Annotated in this window: 15 protein-coding genes; 4 read left to right on the forward strand and 11 right to left on the reverse strand. The window is 69.0% G+C overall.

The window, feature by feature from the left end; genetic code table 11:
• Positions 1 to 20: 20 nt before the first annotated feature.
• From WKR98_RS17350 to WKR98_RS17370, 5 genes are all read right to left on the reverse strand, one after another.
• Entirely contained in the window at positions 21 to 803 is a 783-nt protein-coding gene (locus WKR98_RS17350) for a 3'-5' exonuclease (protein WP_341434192.1), read from the reverse strand.
• Between the two features lie 9 nt (positions 804 to 812).
• On the reverse strand, positions 813 to 1,691 hold the full coding sequence (locus tag WKR98_RS17355) for a peptidoglycan DD-metalloendopeptidase family protein (RefSeq protein ID WP_124689460.1): 879 nt from the start codon (positions 1,689 to 1,691) through the stop codon (positions 813 to 815).
• 77 nt (positions 1,692 to 1,768) lie between these two features.
• Positions 1,769 to 2,476 carry a protein-L-isoaspartate(D-aspartate) O-methyltransferase gene (locus tag WKR98_RS17360; RefSeq protein ID WP_370283035.1) on the reverse strand — a complete coding sequence of 236 codons (708 nt, stop codon included), beginning with the start codon at positions 2,474 to 2,476 and terminating at the stop codon, positions 1,769 to 1,771.
• Between the two features lie 197 nt (positions 2,477 to 2,673).
• A complete protein-coding gene (surE, locus tag WKR98_RS17365; RefSeq protein ID WP_124689458.1) occupies positions 2,674 to 3,438 on the reverse strand; it encodes a 5'/3'-nucleotidase SurE in 765 nt (254 codons plus the stop codon).
• A 226-nt stretch (positions 3,439 to 3,664) separates the two neighbouring features.
• The gene (locus WKR98_RS17370; RefSeq protein ID WP_341434193.1) at positions 3,665 to 4,576 is read right to left on the reverse strand and encodes a LysR substrate-binding domain-containing protein; all 912 of its coding nucleotides are present in this window, start codon (positions 4,574 to 4,576) and stop codon (positions 3,665 to 3,667) included.
• Between the two features lie 149 nt (positions 4,577 to 4,725).
• Between WKR98_RS17370 and WKR98_RS17375 the strand changes: the two genes are divergently transcribed.
• Positions 4,726 to 5,364, forward strand: coding sequence for an FMN-dependent NADH-azoreductase (locus tag WKR98_RS17375; protein ID WP_341434194.1), 639 nt, complete (start codon positions 4,726 to 4,728; stop codon positions 5,362 to 5,364).
• Between the two features lie 32 nt (positions 5,365 to 5,396).
• Here WKR98_RS17375 and WKR98_RS17380 read toward each other — a convergent pair whose 3' ends face one another.
• Together WKR98_RS17380 and WKR98_RS17385 are read right to left on the reverse strand one after the other, a co-directional pair.
• Positions 5,397 to 6,305 (reverse strand): EamA family transporter, encoded by a 909-nt coding sequence (locus WKR98_RS17380; RefSeq protein WP_341434195.1) that lies wholly within the window; start codon positions 6,303 to 6,305, stop codon positions 5,397 to 5,399.
• 45 nt (positions 6,306 to 6,350) lie between these two features.
• A complete protein-coding gene (locus tag WKR98_RS17385) occupies positions 6,351 to 7,148 on the reverse strand; it encodes an AraC family transcriptional regulator (RefSeq protein WP_124689455.1) in 798 nt (265 codons plus the stop codon).
• Between the two features lie 104 nt (positions 7,149 to 7,252).
• Between WKR98_RS17385 and WKR98_RS17390 the strand changes: the two genes are divergently transcribed.
• Together WKR98_RS17390 and WKR98_RS17395 are read left to right on the forward strand one after the other, a co-directional pair.
• Positions 7,253 to 8,446, forward strand: coding sequence for an MFS transporter (locus tag WKR98_RS17390; RefSeq protein WP_341434196.1), 1,194 nt, complete (start codon positions 7,253 to 7,255; stop codon positions 8,444 to 8,446).
• A gap of 106 nt (positions 8,447 to 8,552) precedes the next feature.
• Positions 8,553 to 9,536, forward strand: a complete 984-nt coding sequence (locus WKR98_RS17395) for a Bug family tripartite tricarboxylate transporter substrate binding protein (RefSeq protein ID WP_124689453.1) — start codon at positions 8,553 to 8,555, stop codon at positions 9,534 to 9,536.
• An 8-nt stretch (positions 9,537 to 9,544) separates the two neighbouring features.
• Here the strand turns inward: WKR98_RS17395 and WKR98_RS17400 are convergent, their stop codons facing one another.
• Genes WKR98_RS17400 through WKR98_RS17410 form a run of 3 tightly spaced genes read right to left on the reverse strand, consistent with a single transcriptional unit; the run spans position 9,545 to position 11,857 of the window.
• On the reverse strand, positions 9,545 to 10,456 hold the full coding sequence (locus tag WKR98_RS17400; RefSeq protein WP_341434197.1) for a D-hexose-6-phosphate mutarotase: 912 nt from the start codon (positions 10,454 to 10,456) through the stop codon (positions 9,545 to 9,547).
• 4 nt (positions 10,457 to 10,460) lie between these two features.
• Positions 10,461 to 11,276, reverse strand: coding sequence for a siderophore-interacting protein (locus WKR98_RS17405; protein WP_341434198.1), 816 nt, complete (start codon positions 11,274 to 11,276; stop codon positions 10,461 to 10,463).
• Between the two features lie 35 nt (positions 11,277 to 11,311).
• Positions 11,312 to 11,857 (reverse strand): PadR family transcriptional regulator, encoded by a 546-nt coding sequence (locus tag WKR98_RS17410; protein ID WP_124689450.1) that lies wholly within the window; start codon positions 11,855 to 11,857, stop codon positions 11,312 to 11,314.
• A 239-nt stretch (positions 11,858 to 12,096) separates the two neighbouring features.
• Between WKR98_RS17410 and atpC the strand changes: the two genes are divergently transcribed.
• Entirely contained in the window at positions 12,097 to 12,480 is a 384-nt protein-coding gene (gene atpC, locus WKR98_RS17415; protein ID WP_161567818.1) for an ATP synthase F1 subunit epsilon, read from the forward strand.
• A gap of 6 nt (positions 12,481 to 12,486) precedes the next feature.
• Here the strand turns inward: atpC and WKR98_RS17420 are convergent, their stop codons facing one another.
• Positions 12,487 to 13,203, reverse strand: a complete 717-nt coding sequence (locus WKR98_RS17420) for an MgtC/SapB family protein (RefSeq protein ID WP_341434199.1) — start codon at positions 13,201 to 13,203, stop codon at positions 12,487 to 12,489.
• Positions 13,204 to 13,247 lie beyond the last annotated feature (44 nt).

Here is a 13,247-nt window from a genome sequence, read left to right on the forward strand (position 1 = left end):
AGTTTTCCCGCGTGGCCGGCCTAGCGCGAGGCGGGCCAGTTCGCCAGGTATTCGCGCCAATGGGGCAGGTCCAGGGATTCCAGCGTGCTGCGCACCAGGTCCACTTCGGCGTCGTACTGGGCGCGGGACAGCATGCCCCGCATCAGCCGGAAGCGGCAAAAGACCAGCCAGGTATTGACGACATCGGTTTCGCAATACGCGCGCACTTCCTCCTGGCGTCCGGAGCTCCAGGCGGGCCAGACCTGGCTGCCGTCCATGCCCATCTTGCCGGGAAAGCCGCACAGCTTGGCCAGTTCGTCCAGCGGCGCGTTGGCGCGTCCGTTGTATTTCGCCAGCAGGTCCATCAGGTCGCAGTGCCGGTTGTGGTAGCGGCTGATGTAGTTGCTGTAGCGGAAGTCGCGATCGTCCTCGCCCATGTCCCAGTAGCGCGAGGCCTGGATGCCGTGGATCAGTCCGCGATAGTGCAGGACCGGCAGGTCGAAGCCCGAGCCGTTCCAGCTGATGAGCTGCGGCGTGTAGCGATCGATGGTCTTGAAGAAGCCGGAGATCAGCGTGGCCTCGGGGTCGTCGGCCTTGCCTATGCACTTGACGCGAAACCCGTCGTCATCGCGGAACACGCACCCCACCACGGCGATCTTCTGCAGGTGCAGCGGCAGGAAGTCGTGCCCCACGGCTTCGCGCCGGGCGGCGGTGGCGCGTTCGACCACCTCGGCATCGGAGACGTCCTCGCCCCACCCGTTCAGCGCGCGCAGGCCTTCCACATCGGGAATGGTTTCCAGGTCGAAGACCAGCATCGGTGTCATGGCGGGGCCTCAGCGTGGCGGCAGGTAGCCGGCGGGGTCGACCGGACGGCCCTGGCGCCGGATCTCGAAATGCACGCGCGGCGACTCGGCGTCGGTGCTGCCCAGTTCGGCGATCTTCTGCCCGCGCCGCACCGCCTGCCCTTCCTTGACCAGCATGGCGCGGTTGTGCGCGTAGGCGGACAGGAAGGTGTTGTTGTGCTTGATGATGATCAACTGCCCATAGCCGCGCAGGCCGCTGCCGCTGTAGACCACCTTGCCGTCGCCCGCGGCCAGCACCGGATCGCCCGGCGCGCCGGCGATGTCCAGGCCCTTGTTGCGGGTCTCGTGGAAGTTCTCGATGATCTTGCCGCTGGCGGGCCAGCCCCACTCCACCCGCTCGCTGGCCGGGTCGTTGCGCGCGGCGGGCGGCGTGACAGGAGTCGCCGGCGGCGCGACGGGCTCGGGCGTGGCCGGGGGTGTCGTGGGCGCGGGCGCCGGCGTACCCAGCGGCCGCGATGCCGATTGCGACGGCGCGGGTACCGGCGTGACCTGCGCCACGCCGTTGTCGGCCGGCTTGGCCGCGGTGGATCCCGGACGCGTCACGCGCAGGACCTGTCCCGGCCGGATCTGGTTGGGATCCTCCAGGCTGTTCCACTGCGCGATGTCCCGCCAGTCCTCGCCATGGTCCAGGGCGATGCGGATCAGCGTATCGCCGCGCTTGACGATGTAGGTATCGGCATCGATCAGGCGCGAGGATTCACGGCCCGCGGTGGCCGCGGGGCCGCCCGGTTGCTTGGCCGGCGTGGTCCGGTCGACGACCGGAACCGTCCTGGGGGCCGTGCCGCAGGCCGCGAGCACCAATGCGCAGCCCGTCCAGAGCAGCACCTGCCGTGCGGTCCGTCCGAGCATCCCCGCATCCGGGCGGGGTCGATTGGATTCCTCGCGGCTCGGCTTGCGCCAATTCTGCATCCCAGATCTCCTATTCATTACAACAACACACCGGACTGCAGGGGCACGAAGCGCACCGCCTCCAGTTCGGTTCGCACCCAGCTCTGGGCTCCGGTGCGCTCTATCATGACCAGTCGCTGCCTGGCGCCCCCTTCCGGGGCCACCAGGCGGCCGCCGACCGCCAACTGCGCCAGCAGCGCATCGGGTATCTTCAGCCCCGCGGCCGCGACGACGATGGCGTCGAACGGCGCGGCGCTCGGCACGCCCAGCATGCCGTCGCCGAAGACGAGGCGCACATGGGGCAGCCGCAACGGCCGCAGTTGGGTGCGGGCCAGTTCGTGCAAGGCCTTGATGCGTTCTATGGAATACACCTCGCGCGCCACGCCCGCCAGCACGGCGGCCTGGTAGCCGCACCCTGTTCCGACCTCCAGCACCTTGCCGAGTTCGCGCCCGTTGCGCGCCGCGGCGATCATGCGCGCGACGATCCAGGGCTGCGAGATGGTCTGCCCATGGCCGATGGGCAGCGCCGCGTCCTCGTAGGCGCGGCTGGCCAGCGCCTCGTCGATGAAGCGATGGCGCGGGATGGCATGCACGGCTTCGAGCACGCGTTCATCCGTGATTCCCTGCGCGCGCAAGCGCGCCACCAGCGCCGCGCGCATGCGCTCGGAATTGAGGCCGTGGTTGATTTCGCGCGCCGGGACCCTGGCCTGGATGGGGGCCGGGACCACCAGCCGTGCCGGCGCCACCCGGGTGTTGCTGTTCGTGGGCCTGGCCTCGTCGGGACGCACCGGCCGCGCGGGCGCTCCGGCGCGAACGGCTTGCGGACGTCCGGTGGTGACGCGCGTGTTGCTGTTCGCCGCCGTGACCGGAGGCAAGGGCGCGGCGGGCCGGCGGGCGGCGGTGGAGGCCTGGGCCCCCTCTTGCCGCGACGCCTGCGCCGGGGTCAGCGGTTTGCGCCTATCCATTCCGTGGGAATCCATTCGCGCATGGGTTCGAGCTGTGCGTTGTGCGTCAGATCGAACCGCAGCGGCGTGACCGACACCGCGCCGTCGGCGCAGGCATGAAAGTCCGTGCCGGGCGTGGCGTCGGCCGCCTTGCCGGCGGGGCCGATCCAGTAGACCGGCTCGCCGTACGGGGTGGACGAACGCACCACCGGCTCGGAGGGATGACGCCGGCCGAGCCGGGTCACGCGAGGCGGCTTGAGTTCGGACAGCGGCAGGTTCGGAATATTCACGTTCAACAGGCTGGGCGCCGCCAGCGGGCTGGCGATGAAACGCTCGACGAAGCTGCGCGCGGCGGCGGCCGCCGCGTCCAGCTGCGTCCAGCCCTTGGACACCTGGGAAAAGGCGATCGACGGCAGGCCGAACAGATAGCCCTCGGTAGCCGCGGCGACCGTGCCGGAGTACAGCGTGTCCTCGCCCATGTTCTGCCCGTCGTTGATGCCGGACACCACCAGGTCGGGGCGCCGGTCCAGGAGTCCGGTCAGGGCGACGTGGACGCAATCGGACGGCGTGCCGTTGACATACAGGAAGCCGTTGGCGGCGGTGCGTACCGACAAGGGGCGATCGAGCGTGAGCGAATTCGACGATCCGCTGCGATTGGTCTCGGGCGCGACCACGATCAGTTCGGCCAGCGGCCGCAGCGCCTCGACCAGGGCAGCCAGTCCGGGCGCGAAATAACCGTCGTCGTTGGAAATCAGTATCAACATCTATCGCCCAGACCTCTTACGCAATGCGATCTCCCGTTGGCGTTACCGCGGGATGAAAAAAGCCCGCACGGCCTCCCTGCGGGCTAGTGTCGTCCGGAAAGCCGGGCAGCCACCCGGTTGCTTGACGGTTCCGGCTCCGGTCCCGCGCCCGTTTCCGGCCCGCCGAGTGCCCTCGGATTGTACATGAGCCCCCTGCCCGCCGTAGTGCTTTCCCCTGGGAAGCGCCCTAGCCCGGCGCGGGCGACTGCCGGTCGTACGCCGCCACCAGCGCATCCAGGAAACCTCGCACCGCCGGCACCAGGCCCCGCCGCGACGGGAACACCGCCTGCACGATTCCCTCCGGCGGAGAATACTGGGCCAACGTGACGCGCAGCAGGCCTGCCTCGACGTCGGCCGCCACCAGCGGCCACGGCAGGCACGCGATGCCCAATCCCTGAAGCGCCGTGCTGCGCAGGGTGTTCAGATCGTCGACCGACAGGCGCGGCACGTGCGCCACCGATATCTCGGCGCCATCCGGCCCGACGAAGCGCCAGACGTGCCGTTCCGCCGCCTGCATCATGCTGAGCGTGGGCAGCCGGCCCAGGTCCTGGATTTCCTGCGGCTCGCCATGGCGCGCAAAGAAATCCGGCGTGGCCACCAGCACCAGGCGGCTGGTGGCCAGCGGACGCACGACCAGCTCGGAGTCCTCCAGCGGCGGCGTGCGCACCCGCAGCGCGAGGTCGAAACCCTCTTCCACCACGTCCACGCGCCGGGACGTGGCATCGATCTGCACGCGCACCTGCGGATATTGCGCCAGGTAGTCCGCCACGATGGCCCCGATGTCGCTATGCAACAACGTAACGGGGCAGCTGAAGCGAATCAGCCCCTGCGGCTGCGACGTCGTCCGGTCCACGGCTTCACGGGCGGCGGAGGCCTCCGCGGCCAGCGCCGCGCAGTGCTGGTAATAGGTCTGCCCGATTTCGGTCACCGAGATCTTGCGCGTGGTGCGGTGTAGCAGCCGCACGCCCAGCTCGTCCTCCAGCGCGGCGATGCGGCGGCTGATGCGCGAGACGGGAATGCCCAGGGCCTGGGCGGTGGCGGTATAGCCGCCGTGTTCGACCACCTTGGCGAACAGGTACATGTCGTTGAGGTCCTGCATGGTCCCCCCAGGACGTAGCATTATTCTAAATATGGAAAAGTTATTCCCAGTAGTGCCAGTTTAAAAAGAATTATTGACGCTATATCTTGTCGAGGTGGCGGAAGTCATCCGCATTAACCCTAAGAATTCGACGCATACTAGGAATCCTCATGAAAATCCTGCACATCGACTCGAGCTCCACCGGCGCCGCCTCCGTTTCCCGCGAATTGACCGCCGCCGTCGTGAAGGCCCTGCGCCAGAACGAACCGCGATCGACGGTCAAGCTCCGCGACCTGGTGGCCCAGCCGCCGGCCCACCTGGACGGCGCCCTGCTGCAGTCGCTGCGCCCCCAGCCCGGCGCCGTGTTTCCGGATGACGAGGGATTCCGCAAGGAGGTCGCCTACACCGACGAACTGCTGGCCGAATTCCTGGCCGCCGACGTCGTCGTGATCGGCGCCCCGATGTACAACTTTTCGATTCCTTCCCAGTTGAAGGCCTGGATCGACCGCGTCGCGCAAGCCGGCAAGACCTTCCGCTACACCGCCAACGGCCCCGAGGGACTGGCCGGCGACAAGAAGGTCGTGATCGTTTCTTCTCGCGGCGGCAAGTACGCCGGCACGCCGGTCGAGACCCTGCTGGATCACCAGGAGTCCTACCTGCGCGCGGTGCTCGGCTTCTTCGGCGTGACCGACGTGAGCGTGCTGCGCGCCGAAGGTATCGCGCTGGGCGGCGAGGCGCGCGAAACGGCCGTCAACCAGGCGCTGGAACAGGCCGGCCTGCTGGCCGAGGAACTGGCCGCCGCGGCCTGAGGCTTCGATGCGGGCGGACCTGGCCGCTGGCGCTAGGATCCGCCTCGCGTGCCGTACAGCAGCAACACCAGTCCCAGCACGACCAGCACCATGCCGCCGCGTTCGCGGCCGCTGGCATGCTGGGCGAAGATCCGCCGCGAGGCGAATTGCGCGAACAGGACCTCCACCAGGCCCAGCGTGCGGACGTTGGCCGCCGAGGTCAGCGCGAAGCCGATGTACCAGCACTGGGACGCGAAGGCGCCCATGAAGCCCGCCGGCAGCGATGCGCGCCATTGCGCCAGCACGCCGCGCAGCACGTCGCGCCGGAACAGCCCCTGCCACAGCACCAGCGCTCCCGTCTGCATGATCAGGCCCACCACCAGCGTCACGCTGGCGCGCGTGGCGAACGATCCGCTGTCCAGCGACACGATGGCGCCGCGAAAGGCCACCGCGGACAAGGCGAAGAAGGCGCCCGAGGCGATGCCCAGCAGCGCCGGCCGCCAGTTGCTGCCTGCTCCCGCGCCGGGCTTCCAGGACATGGCCACCACGCCCGCCGTCGCCACCAGCACGGCGCAGGCGCCCATGAGCGACAGCGGATCGCCCAGCACCACCACGGCGAAGATGGCCACCAGCACCGGTTCGGTCTTCACGTAGACCGTGCTGAGCGCGAAATTGCGCAACTGCATGGTGGCCAGCATCAGCACGGTCGCCAGAATCTGCGCCGCGGCGGCCGCCGCCGAATACAGCAGGAAGCGGGCATCGACCCGCGGCAGCGGATCGCCCCCCACCGCCAGCACCAGCGCCAGGAAGATCAGTGCGAACGGCAGGCCGTACAGGAAGCGGACCTGGGCCGCGCCCAGCGTGCCCAGCGTTTCCGTCAGCCGGTGCTGCATGGTGTTGCGCGCCGTTTGGGCGGCGGCGGCGAGGAGCGTGGCGGGAATCCAGAGCAGCGAGATGTCCAAGGGCGTGGCCTGCGATCGATCAGCCGGCGATGATACCGCGCCGCCCTACCCTTCGCCCCGGTTGCGCTCCGCCAGATAGCGGCCGGGCGGCTTGCCCATGGCCTTCCTGAACATGGTGATGAAGGCGCTGACCGATTCGTAGCCCAGGTCCATCGCCACGCGCTGCACCGTCATGCCGGCGGACAGGCGCTGCAGCGCGACGATGACGTGCAGCTGCTGGCGCCAGCGGCCGAAACTCATGCCCGTTTCGGCCTTGATCAGCCGGGCCAGGCTGCGCTCGCTCATCGCCACCAGCTGCGCCCATTCGGCCACGGTGCTGCGGTTGGCGGGATCGGAGGCCAGCGCGTCGGCGATGCGGCGCAGGCGGCTGTGAGCGGGCACGGGCAGGTGCAGATGCTCGGTGGGCATGCGTTCCAGCTGTTCCAGCAGCACGCCCACCAGGCGGTGGGTCGGCCCGTCCGGGGGATAGTCGGTGGATTCGGCCGCCAGGTACAGGATCAGTTCGCGCAGCAGCGGCGAGATCGACAGCGTGCAACACACCTCGGGCAACGGGGCCGTGTCCGGCTCGACGAACAGCAGACAGACCTGGCCGTGCTGCGACACCCGATTGCTGTGCGCCATGCCCGGTGGGATCCACACCGCGCATTGCGGCGGCACCATCCACAGCCCGGTGGGCACATGGCAGGTGACCGAACCCCGCAGCGCCAGGATCAACTGGCCCTTGCGATGCCGGTGTACCGGTTGTTCGCTGCGGCGCTGCCGGGCCGTCAGGTGCACGGCCACTACCGGGGCGACCGTGGCGTCCGGATCGAATTCGGCGAAGGCGGCTTCGAAGGCGGGCATGGCGAATGCTTGGCTGGTTTTGGCAATTTATTGTCATTTTATCCAAAGACAGACACCCGCGAAATGCCTACAGTCCATGGGTATCCTTTCCGATTGCTTCGCCCATGGCCCCGCTTTCCGCTTCAAGCTCCCTGCCCCGCCAGGCCTGGCTCATCGCCGGCATTCTGCTGATCGCTTCCAACCTTCGCGGCCCGGTCACCGGCGTGGCGCCCGTGCTGGACATGATCCGAACCAGCCTGGACCTGACGGCCGCCCAGGCCGGCCTGCTGACCACCCTGCCCCTGCTGGCCTTTGCCGCCGGCTCTCCCGTCGCCGCGCTGGCCGCCCGCCGCCATGGCCTGGAACGCACGCTGATGGCGGCGCTGCTGACCCTGGTGGCGGGCCTGTGCCTGCGGTCCTCGGGCTCGGTCTGGGCCCTGTTCGCCGGCACCGTGCTGATCGGCGGCGCGATCGCCTTCGGCAACGTGCTGCTGCCCAGCCTGCTCAAGCGCGATTTCCCCGGACGCATCGCCAGCCTGACTTCCGCGTATGCGTTGACGATGGGCGTGGCCTCGGGCCTCGCCTCGATGATCGCCGTACCGCTGGCGCTCTGGTCCGCCGGCCCCGGATGGCCACTGGCCCTGTTCGCCCCCATCGTGATCGCCGTCGCCAGCGTCCTCGTCTGGCTGCCGCAACTGCGCGCCCCCGCTCCGGCCACGGCGCCGGCCGGTCCGATCCACGCCCGCCCCCGGCCGGTCTGGAAATCGGCGCTGGCGTGGCAGATCACCCTTTTCCTCGGCCTGAACTCGCTGGTCTATTACATCGTTTCCAGCTGGTTGCCCTCCATGCTGCACGACGCCGGCTACCCGCCCGGTTCGACCGGCTCGGTCCATGGCATGCTGCAGATCGCCTCGGCCGTCGTCGGCCTGCCGCTGCTGGCGCTGGTGCGCCGCGCGCGCGACCAGCGCTGGCTGGCGGTCGGCTGCTCGAGCCTGTCCATCGTGGCCCTGCTGGGCCTGCTGGTCGCGCCGTCCTGGGCCGCGGCGTGGGCCATCCTGTATGGCTGCGGCGGCGGCGCCTCCATCATCCTGGGACTGGCTTTCGTCAGTCTGCGAGTGAGCAATGCGCAGCAGGCGGCCGCGCTGTCCGGCATGGCCCAGGCCGTGGGCTATCTGCTGGCCGCGGGCGGCCCCACCGCCATTGGCGCGGTGCACGACCTGACGGGCGGATGGACGGTCGCCCTGCTGATCTGCCTGGCCTTCGCCTGCGCCCAGGCCGTGTTCGGCCTGTACGCCGGGCGGCACCGCCAACTGGCCTAGGCTCGGGACGCATAACAGCTTTGATGGCCCGGCGATAGGCGGGTCCGGATCCTCCTCCTAAAGTGTGGCCGACCACCTGAAAAGAACCACAACGGAGGAGATGTCCATGGGTTTTCATCGACGACGCGCCGGCCTGGCGCTGACACAGGCGGCGCTTCTGCTGGCCGTGGCCGGCGGCGCGGGGGCCGCCGGGTTTCCCGACCGGGCGCTGCGGCTGATCGTGCCCTTTCCGGCCGGCGGCGCCGCCGACATCATGGCGCGCGGGCTGGCCCAGCAACTGACGGAACAACTGGGCCAGCAGGTGGTGATCGAGAACCGGGGCGGCGCGGGCGGCACGACGGCCGCCGAGGCGGTCGCCCACGCGACGCCGGACGGCTATACCCTGTTCTTCGCCACCATGGGCACGCAAGCCATCAATCCCTCGCTGTACCCCAAGCTGCGCTACGACCCCATCAAGGACTTCGAGTACGTCAGCCTGACCCACACCACGCCGCGCGTGCTGGTCGTCCATCCCTCGGTGCCAGCAAAGACCGTGGAAGAACTGATCGCGCTGGCGAAGGCGCAGCCCGGCGCGCTGACCTACGGCTCGGCCGGCAACGGCAGTTCCAGCCATCTGTCGGGCGCGCTGTTCTCTGCGATGGCGGACGTGCGGCTGCTGCACGTCCCTTACAAGGGCAGCGCGCCGCTGTTGAACGACGTGCTGGCGGGACGCGTGTCCATGACCTTCGACTCGTACGCGGTATATGCCGAGCACATACGCAGCGGCAAGGTGCGCGCGCTGGGCGTCACCAGCCTCAAGCGCATGAGCGCGCTGCCGGACGTGCCGGCGATCGCCGAAGCCGGCCTGCCCGGCTACGACGTCTCGAACTGGCTCGGGCTGCTGGCCCCGCGGGGGACGCCGGCGGCCGTGGTGGATAGACTGCACGGCGCCGTCGTCCGAGGCATGGCGGACGAGTCCGCGCGGCGCCGGCTGGCGGGCATGGGGATAGAAGCCACCTCCAGCACGCCGGCCGAATTCGCCGATCTGGTCAGGACCGAAATCCCCAAGTGGGAGGCCGTGGTGAAGAAGTCCGGCGCGACGGTCGACTGACGGCCGCGCTAGGCGTCCCAGCGCATCGCGCGCATCGTCACGCGCATGTCCGCGGCGGCGCCGGGCGCCAGTTCCAGCACATCGTCCCAGACCCGGGCGGTCTCGATGCACAGCATGTCGCGCCATGCATCGGGACGGAACTGCGACAGGCGCAGCGACTTGTCCACCCAGGGGTTCCACACCACGGCCGATCGCGAGCCCGTTGCCTCGATCGCGATGGTTCGACGCCAGCCGGGATCGCGGATCTGCACCGGCGCGGACAGGCCGGTGTAGATGCGGTCGGTTTCCCCCTGGATGGACAACGGGCCGTCCTGAACCTGCGACGTCCAGTCCCTTAGCGTATCGACATAGGCCGCGCCGTCCAGGCCCTCGATCGTCACGTCGCGCGCGTCGCTCACGGCGAAATAGGTATGCAGCGCCTGGCTCAGCACCAGCGTGTCCGTGCCCGCGTTGCGGGTGGACAGGGTTAGCGTGAGCGCATCGTCCAGGCGGATATCCAGCGTCACGGCGGCCGCGTGGCTCCAGCCGCCATGGCCGGCGGGCAGGTCCAGTTGCAATCGCAGACACGCGGCGTCGCCATCGACCCGCGCGCCGCCCTCCTGCCAGTCCAGCGCCCGCGCGAAGCCATGGGCCGGCGCATCGGCGCCAGCCGCCAGCATGGCCCGAACCGCTTCAGGGTTGCGGTCGAACTGGCCGAACCACGGCCAGCAGACGGGGATCCCGCCGCGCAGCGACGAGCCCTTGCGGAACTCGGCCTGGTCGCTCAGCCATACCACCGGCGGCTGCCCGTTGGGCGCGTAGTACAGGACCTGCGCGCCCTGGCGCGCCACCAGCGCCTCGCCATGCCTTGAGATCAGGCGCCAGCACGGCAGCTCTTTCACGGTCGTGGCCACGACGGCCACGGAGCGGTGTGCGCTCATGCCTTCAATCCTCGTGCTTGTCGTGGGTGGCCGCGGCGCCCAGCTTCCAGTAGCCGGCCGCCTTGATCCACTCCTTGGGCAGTTGCCAGTTCTCGACCAGGACCTGGCGCACGCGCTTGGCCACGCCCGATTCGGCCGCGACCCAGGCATACCAGTCGCCCTGCGGCCTGCCCAGCGCGGCCACCGCCTGCGCCAGCAGTTCCGGACGGCCGGGCGCCACGCCGTCGCGATGGACCCAGCGGACCTCCACGTCGGCCCGCGTGTCGAACGACTGTTCCTCGGCCGCGTCGGCCACCTCGGCCACGACCACGGCGCGAGCGCCCGCGGGCAGTTCTTCCAGGCGGCGGGCAATGGCCGGCAGCGCGGTTTCGTCGCCCACCAGCAGATAGCCGTCGAAGTCCCCTTCCATCACGAAGGAGCCGCGCGGGCCGCCCACGCCCAGATACTGTCCGGCTTCGGCGCGCAGCGCCCACTCGGCGGCGGGGCCATCGCCATGCAGCGCGAACTCGATGTCGAGTTCGCCCGCCTCGGCGTCGTAGCGGCGCGGCGTATAGTCGCGCGCCGCCGGACGCGGCTGGTCCTCGGGGAACACCATGCCGTTGGGGCCGGGCGTGGGCACCACCGGCCGCTCCTGGCCCGGCGCCGGGAAGAACAGCTTGACGTGGTCGTCGTGCGCGGCGCTGGAGAAGCCGGCCAGGTCGCCGCCCTCCAGCGTCACCCGCAGCAGGCGAGGCGTGACCTTGCGCACCGCGCGCACGCGCAGCAGGCGGAACTTCAGTTCGTGGCGGACGCGGCGCACCGCGCGTTCGGTTTTTTCCATGATGGATCTTTCCAGAATGAGGTTGGGAGGAGCGCCTACTTGCCCAGGATCTCGGCGGTGGCGCGTCTCAGGATGGCGGCGATGCGGATGGCCTCGCCGCCCTCACAGGGGCCTGCCTGGTGCAGCGCCTGCTTCAGGCCATAGCGCGCCAGCATGAGGTCCTCGGGCGTGCCCGGCGCAATGGTGTCCAGGCCGTCTTCGCCTTCGAACACGCGGCGCACCTGCGCCATACGGGCACCCACCTTGGCCAGGTCGGCCAGGATGCGCTCGGCCTGCCCGCGGTGGCGCGCCAGGTGGGCGCTGCCTTCGTCTGTCAGCCGATAGCGCTTTTTCGTGCCTTCCACGGAAACGACGGCATGGCCCACGTCTTCCAGGTAGGCCAGCGCGGGATACACCATGCCCGAACTGGGGTTGTAGAACCCCGACGAACGTTCGGCCAATTGCTTGATCAGTTCGTAGCCATGGCTGGGCTGCGCTTCCAGCAGCGCCAGAAGCACGAGTTGCAGGTCCTCGGCGGCGAGCTTGCGCCCCATGCGCATGCCCACGCCGCGCCCGCCGGAAGAAATGTCGTTGCGTTGCATGGTGGCCTCCCGCCTTTTCAGGGCGTTAGAATATCTAAAAACATATCTTACGACATATCTTAAGATATAAAAAAGTGAATGCCAAGCCGTGAAAAAAGGTTTGTCGGCTTATCCACCACTTCTGTGGACAAGCTTGGGGATAGCATGAAGGGAGCGCAGCCCGCGCCGCGCGGCAGCAGGCTTTGAAACAAATGGCCCAAAAGGCGAGCAGCGGACGCTCGCCCGGCCCAAAGGACATCATGCAGATCGACATCGTCAATGCGGAGGCCACGATCTTCTCGGGCGAAGGCAGCTACGTGCAGCTCCCGGGCAAGGACGGATCGCTGGGAATACTGCCCGGCCACATCCCCCTGCTGACGCTGCTCAAGGAAGGCATGATCACCATCCGGCGGGCCGAAGGCGACGAATACGTCTATGTGTCGGGCGGCCTGGCCGAAGTCATGCCTCGCGGCATCACGGTCCTGGCCGACACCGCCGTGCGCACCACCGGCCTGGACGACGTCCGGGCCGAACAGGCACGCGCCGCGGCCAGCGAACGCATGCACGACCGCCTGGACGCGATTCACTATGCGGCCGCCCGCGCAGAACTCGTGACCAGCCTGGAACTCAAGCGCGGCCGCTGAGCGGCCTCAGTCGGAAATACTGGGCGCCCAGAAGACCTGGGCGATGGCGGGATTGCGGCCCAGCTTCCCAGTAACGCGGTCCAGGTCGCTGCCGTGGATGGAGGTGGCCATGAGCGTGGCCTTGATCTCGATTTCCTCGTCGCCGAAGGGCACGACCTCCAGGTCCGCCAGCGGATAGTTCGCCTCTTCCAGCTCGGCTTCCAGCGCCATCAGCGCGGCGCCGCGATGGGCCGTGCCGGTGATCACGTGGATGATGCTCGTCACCTCGGACGACAGCACATCCACGGGCTGGCGATTGAAGGTGTTGACCACCGGCCGCAGCAGCGTGTTGGCGGCCAGCACGAAGATCGTGGCCAGCACGGCCTCGGCGATGAGGTCCGCGCCCGCGCAGGCGCCGATCGCGGCCGATCCCCACAGCGTGGCGGCGGTGTTCAGGCCGCGCACGTTGCCCTCTTCCCGCATGATGACCCCGGCCCCCAGGAAGCCGACGCCCGAGACCACGTAGGACGCGACCCGCGCCGCGCCATCCGAACCCGCGATGCGCATGGCCATGTCGACGAAGATGGCGGCGCCCAGCGCCACCAGCACGTTGGTCCGCAGGCCCGCCGTGCGCTGCCGGTACTGCCGCTCCAGCCCGACCAGGGCGCCCAGGATGAACGCGCTCGTCAGGCTGACGAGCGTGTCGAGCAGATCCAGCGTCTGGATGTTGGCGATTGCCTTCATGGAACCTCGTTGTTCTTGTCGTCGATCGATTGGGACGGCGCCGG

It is taken from the genome of Pigmentiphaga sp. YJ18 (assembly GCF_038066655.1).
Taxonomy (GTDB): domain Bacteria; phylum Pseudomonadota; class Gammaproteobacteria; order Burkholderiales; family Burkholderiaceae_B; genus Pigmentiphaga.

Coding starts and splice junctions, on each gene's coding strand:
- WKR98_RS17395 (WP_124689453.1), top strand. CDS start 8,553: ATGGGTTTTCATCGACGACGCGCCGGCCTGGCGCTGACACAGGCGGCG.
- WKR98_RS17420 (WP_341434199.1), bottom strand. CDS start 13,203: ATGAAGGCAATCGCCAACATCCAGACGCTGGATCTGCTCGACACGCTC.
- WKR98_RS17410 (WP_124689450.1), bottom strand. CDS start 11,857: ATGCAACGCAACGACATTTCTTCCGGCGGGCGCGGCGTGGGCATGCGC.
- WKR98_RS17385 (WP_124689455.1), bottom strand. CDS start 7,148: ATGCCCGCCTTCGAAGCCGCCTTCGCCGAATTCGATCCGGACGCCACG.
- WKR98_RS17355 (WP_124689460.1), bottom strand. CDS start 1,691: ATGCTCGGACGGACCGCACGGCAGGTGCTGCTCTGGACGGGCTGCGCA.
- atpC (WP_161567818.1), top strand. CDS start 12,097: ATGCAGATCGACATCGTCAATGCGGAGGCCACGATCTTCTCGGGCGAA.
- WKR98_RS17405 (WP_341434198.1), bottom strand. CDS start 11,276: ATGGAAAAAACCGAACGCGCGGTGCGCCGCGTCCGCCACGAACTGAAG.
- WKR98_RS17390 (WP_341434196.1), top strand. CDS start 7,253: ATGGCCCCGCTTTCCGCTTCAAGCTCCCTGCCCCGCCAGGCCTGGCTC.
- surE (WP_124689458.1), bottom strand. CDS start 3,438: ATGTTGATACTGATTTCCAACGACGACGGTTATTTCGCGCCCGGACTG.
- WKR98_RS17375 (WP_341434194.1), top strand. CDS start 4,726: ATGAAAATCCTGCACATCGACTCGAGCTCCACCGGCGCCGCCTCCGTT.
- WKR98_RS17370 (WP_341434193.1), bottom strand. CDS start 4,576: ATGCAGGACCTCAACGACATGTACCTGTTCGCCAAGGTGGTCGAACAC.
- WKR98_RS17350 (WP_341434192.1), bottom strand. CDS start 803: ATGACACCGATGCTGGTCTTCGACCTGGAAACCATTCCCGATGTGGAA.
- WKR98_RS17400 (WP_341434197.1), bottom strand. CDS start 10,456: ATGAGCGCACACCGCTCCGTGGCCGTCGTGGCCACGACCGTGAAAGAG.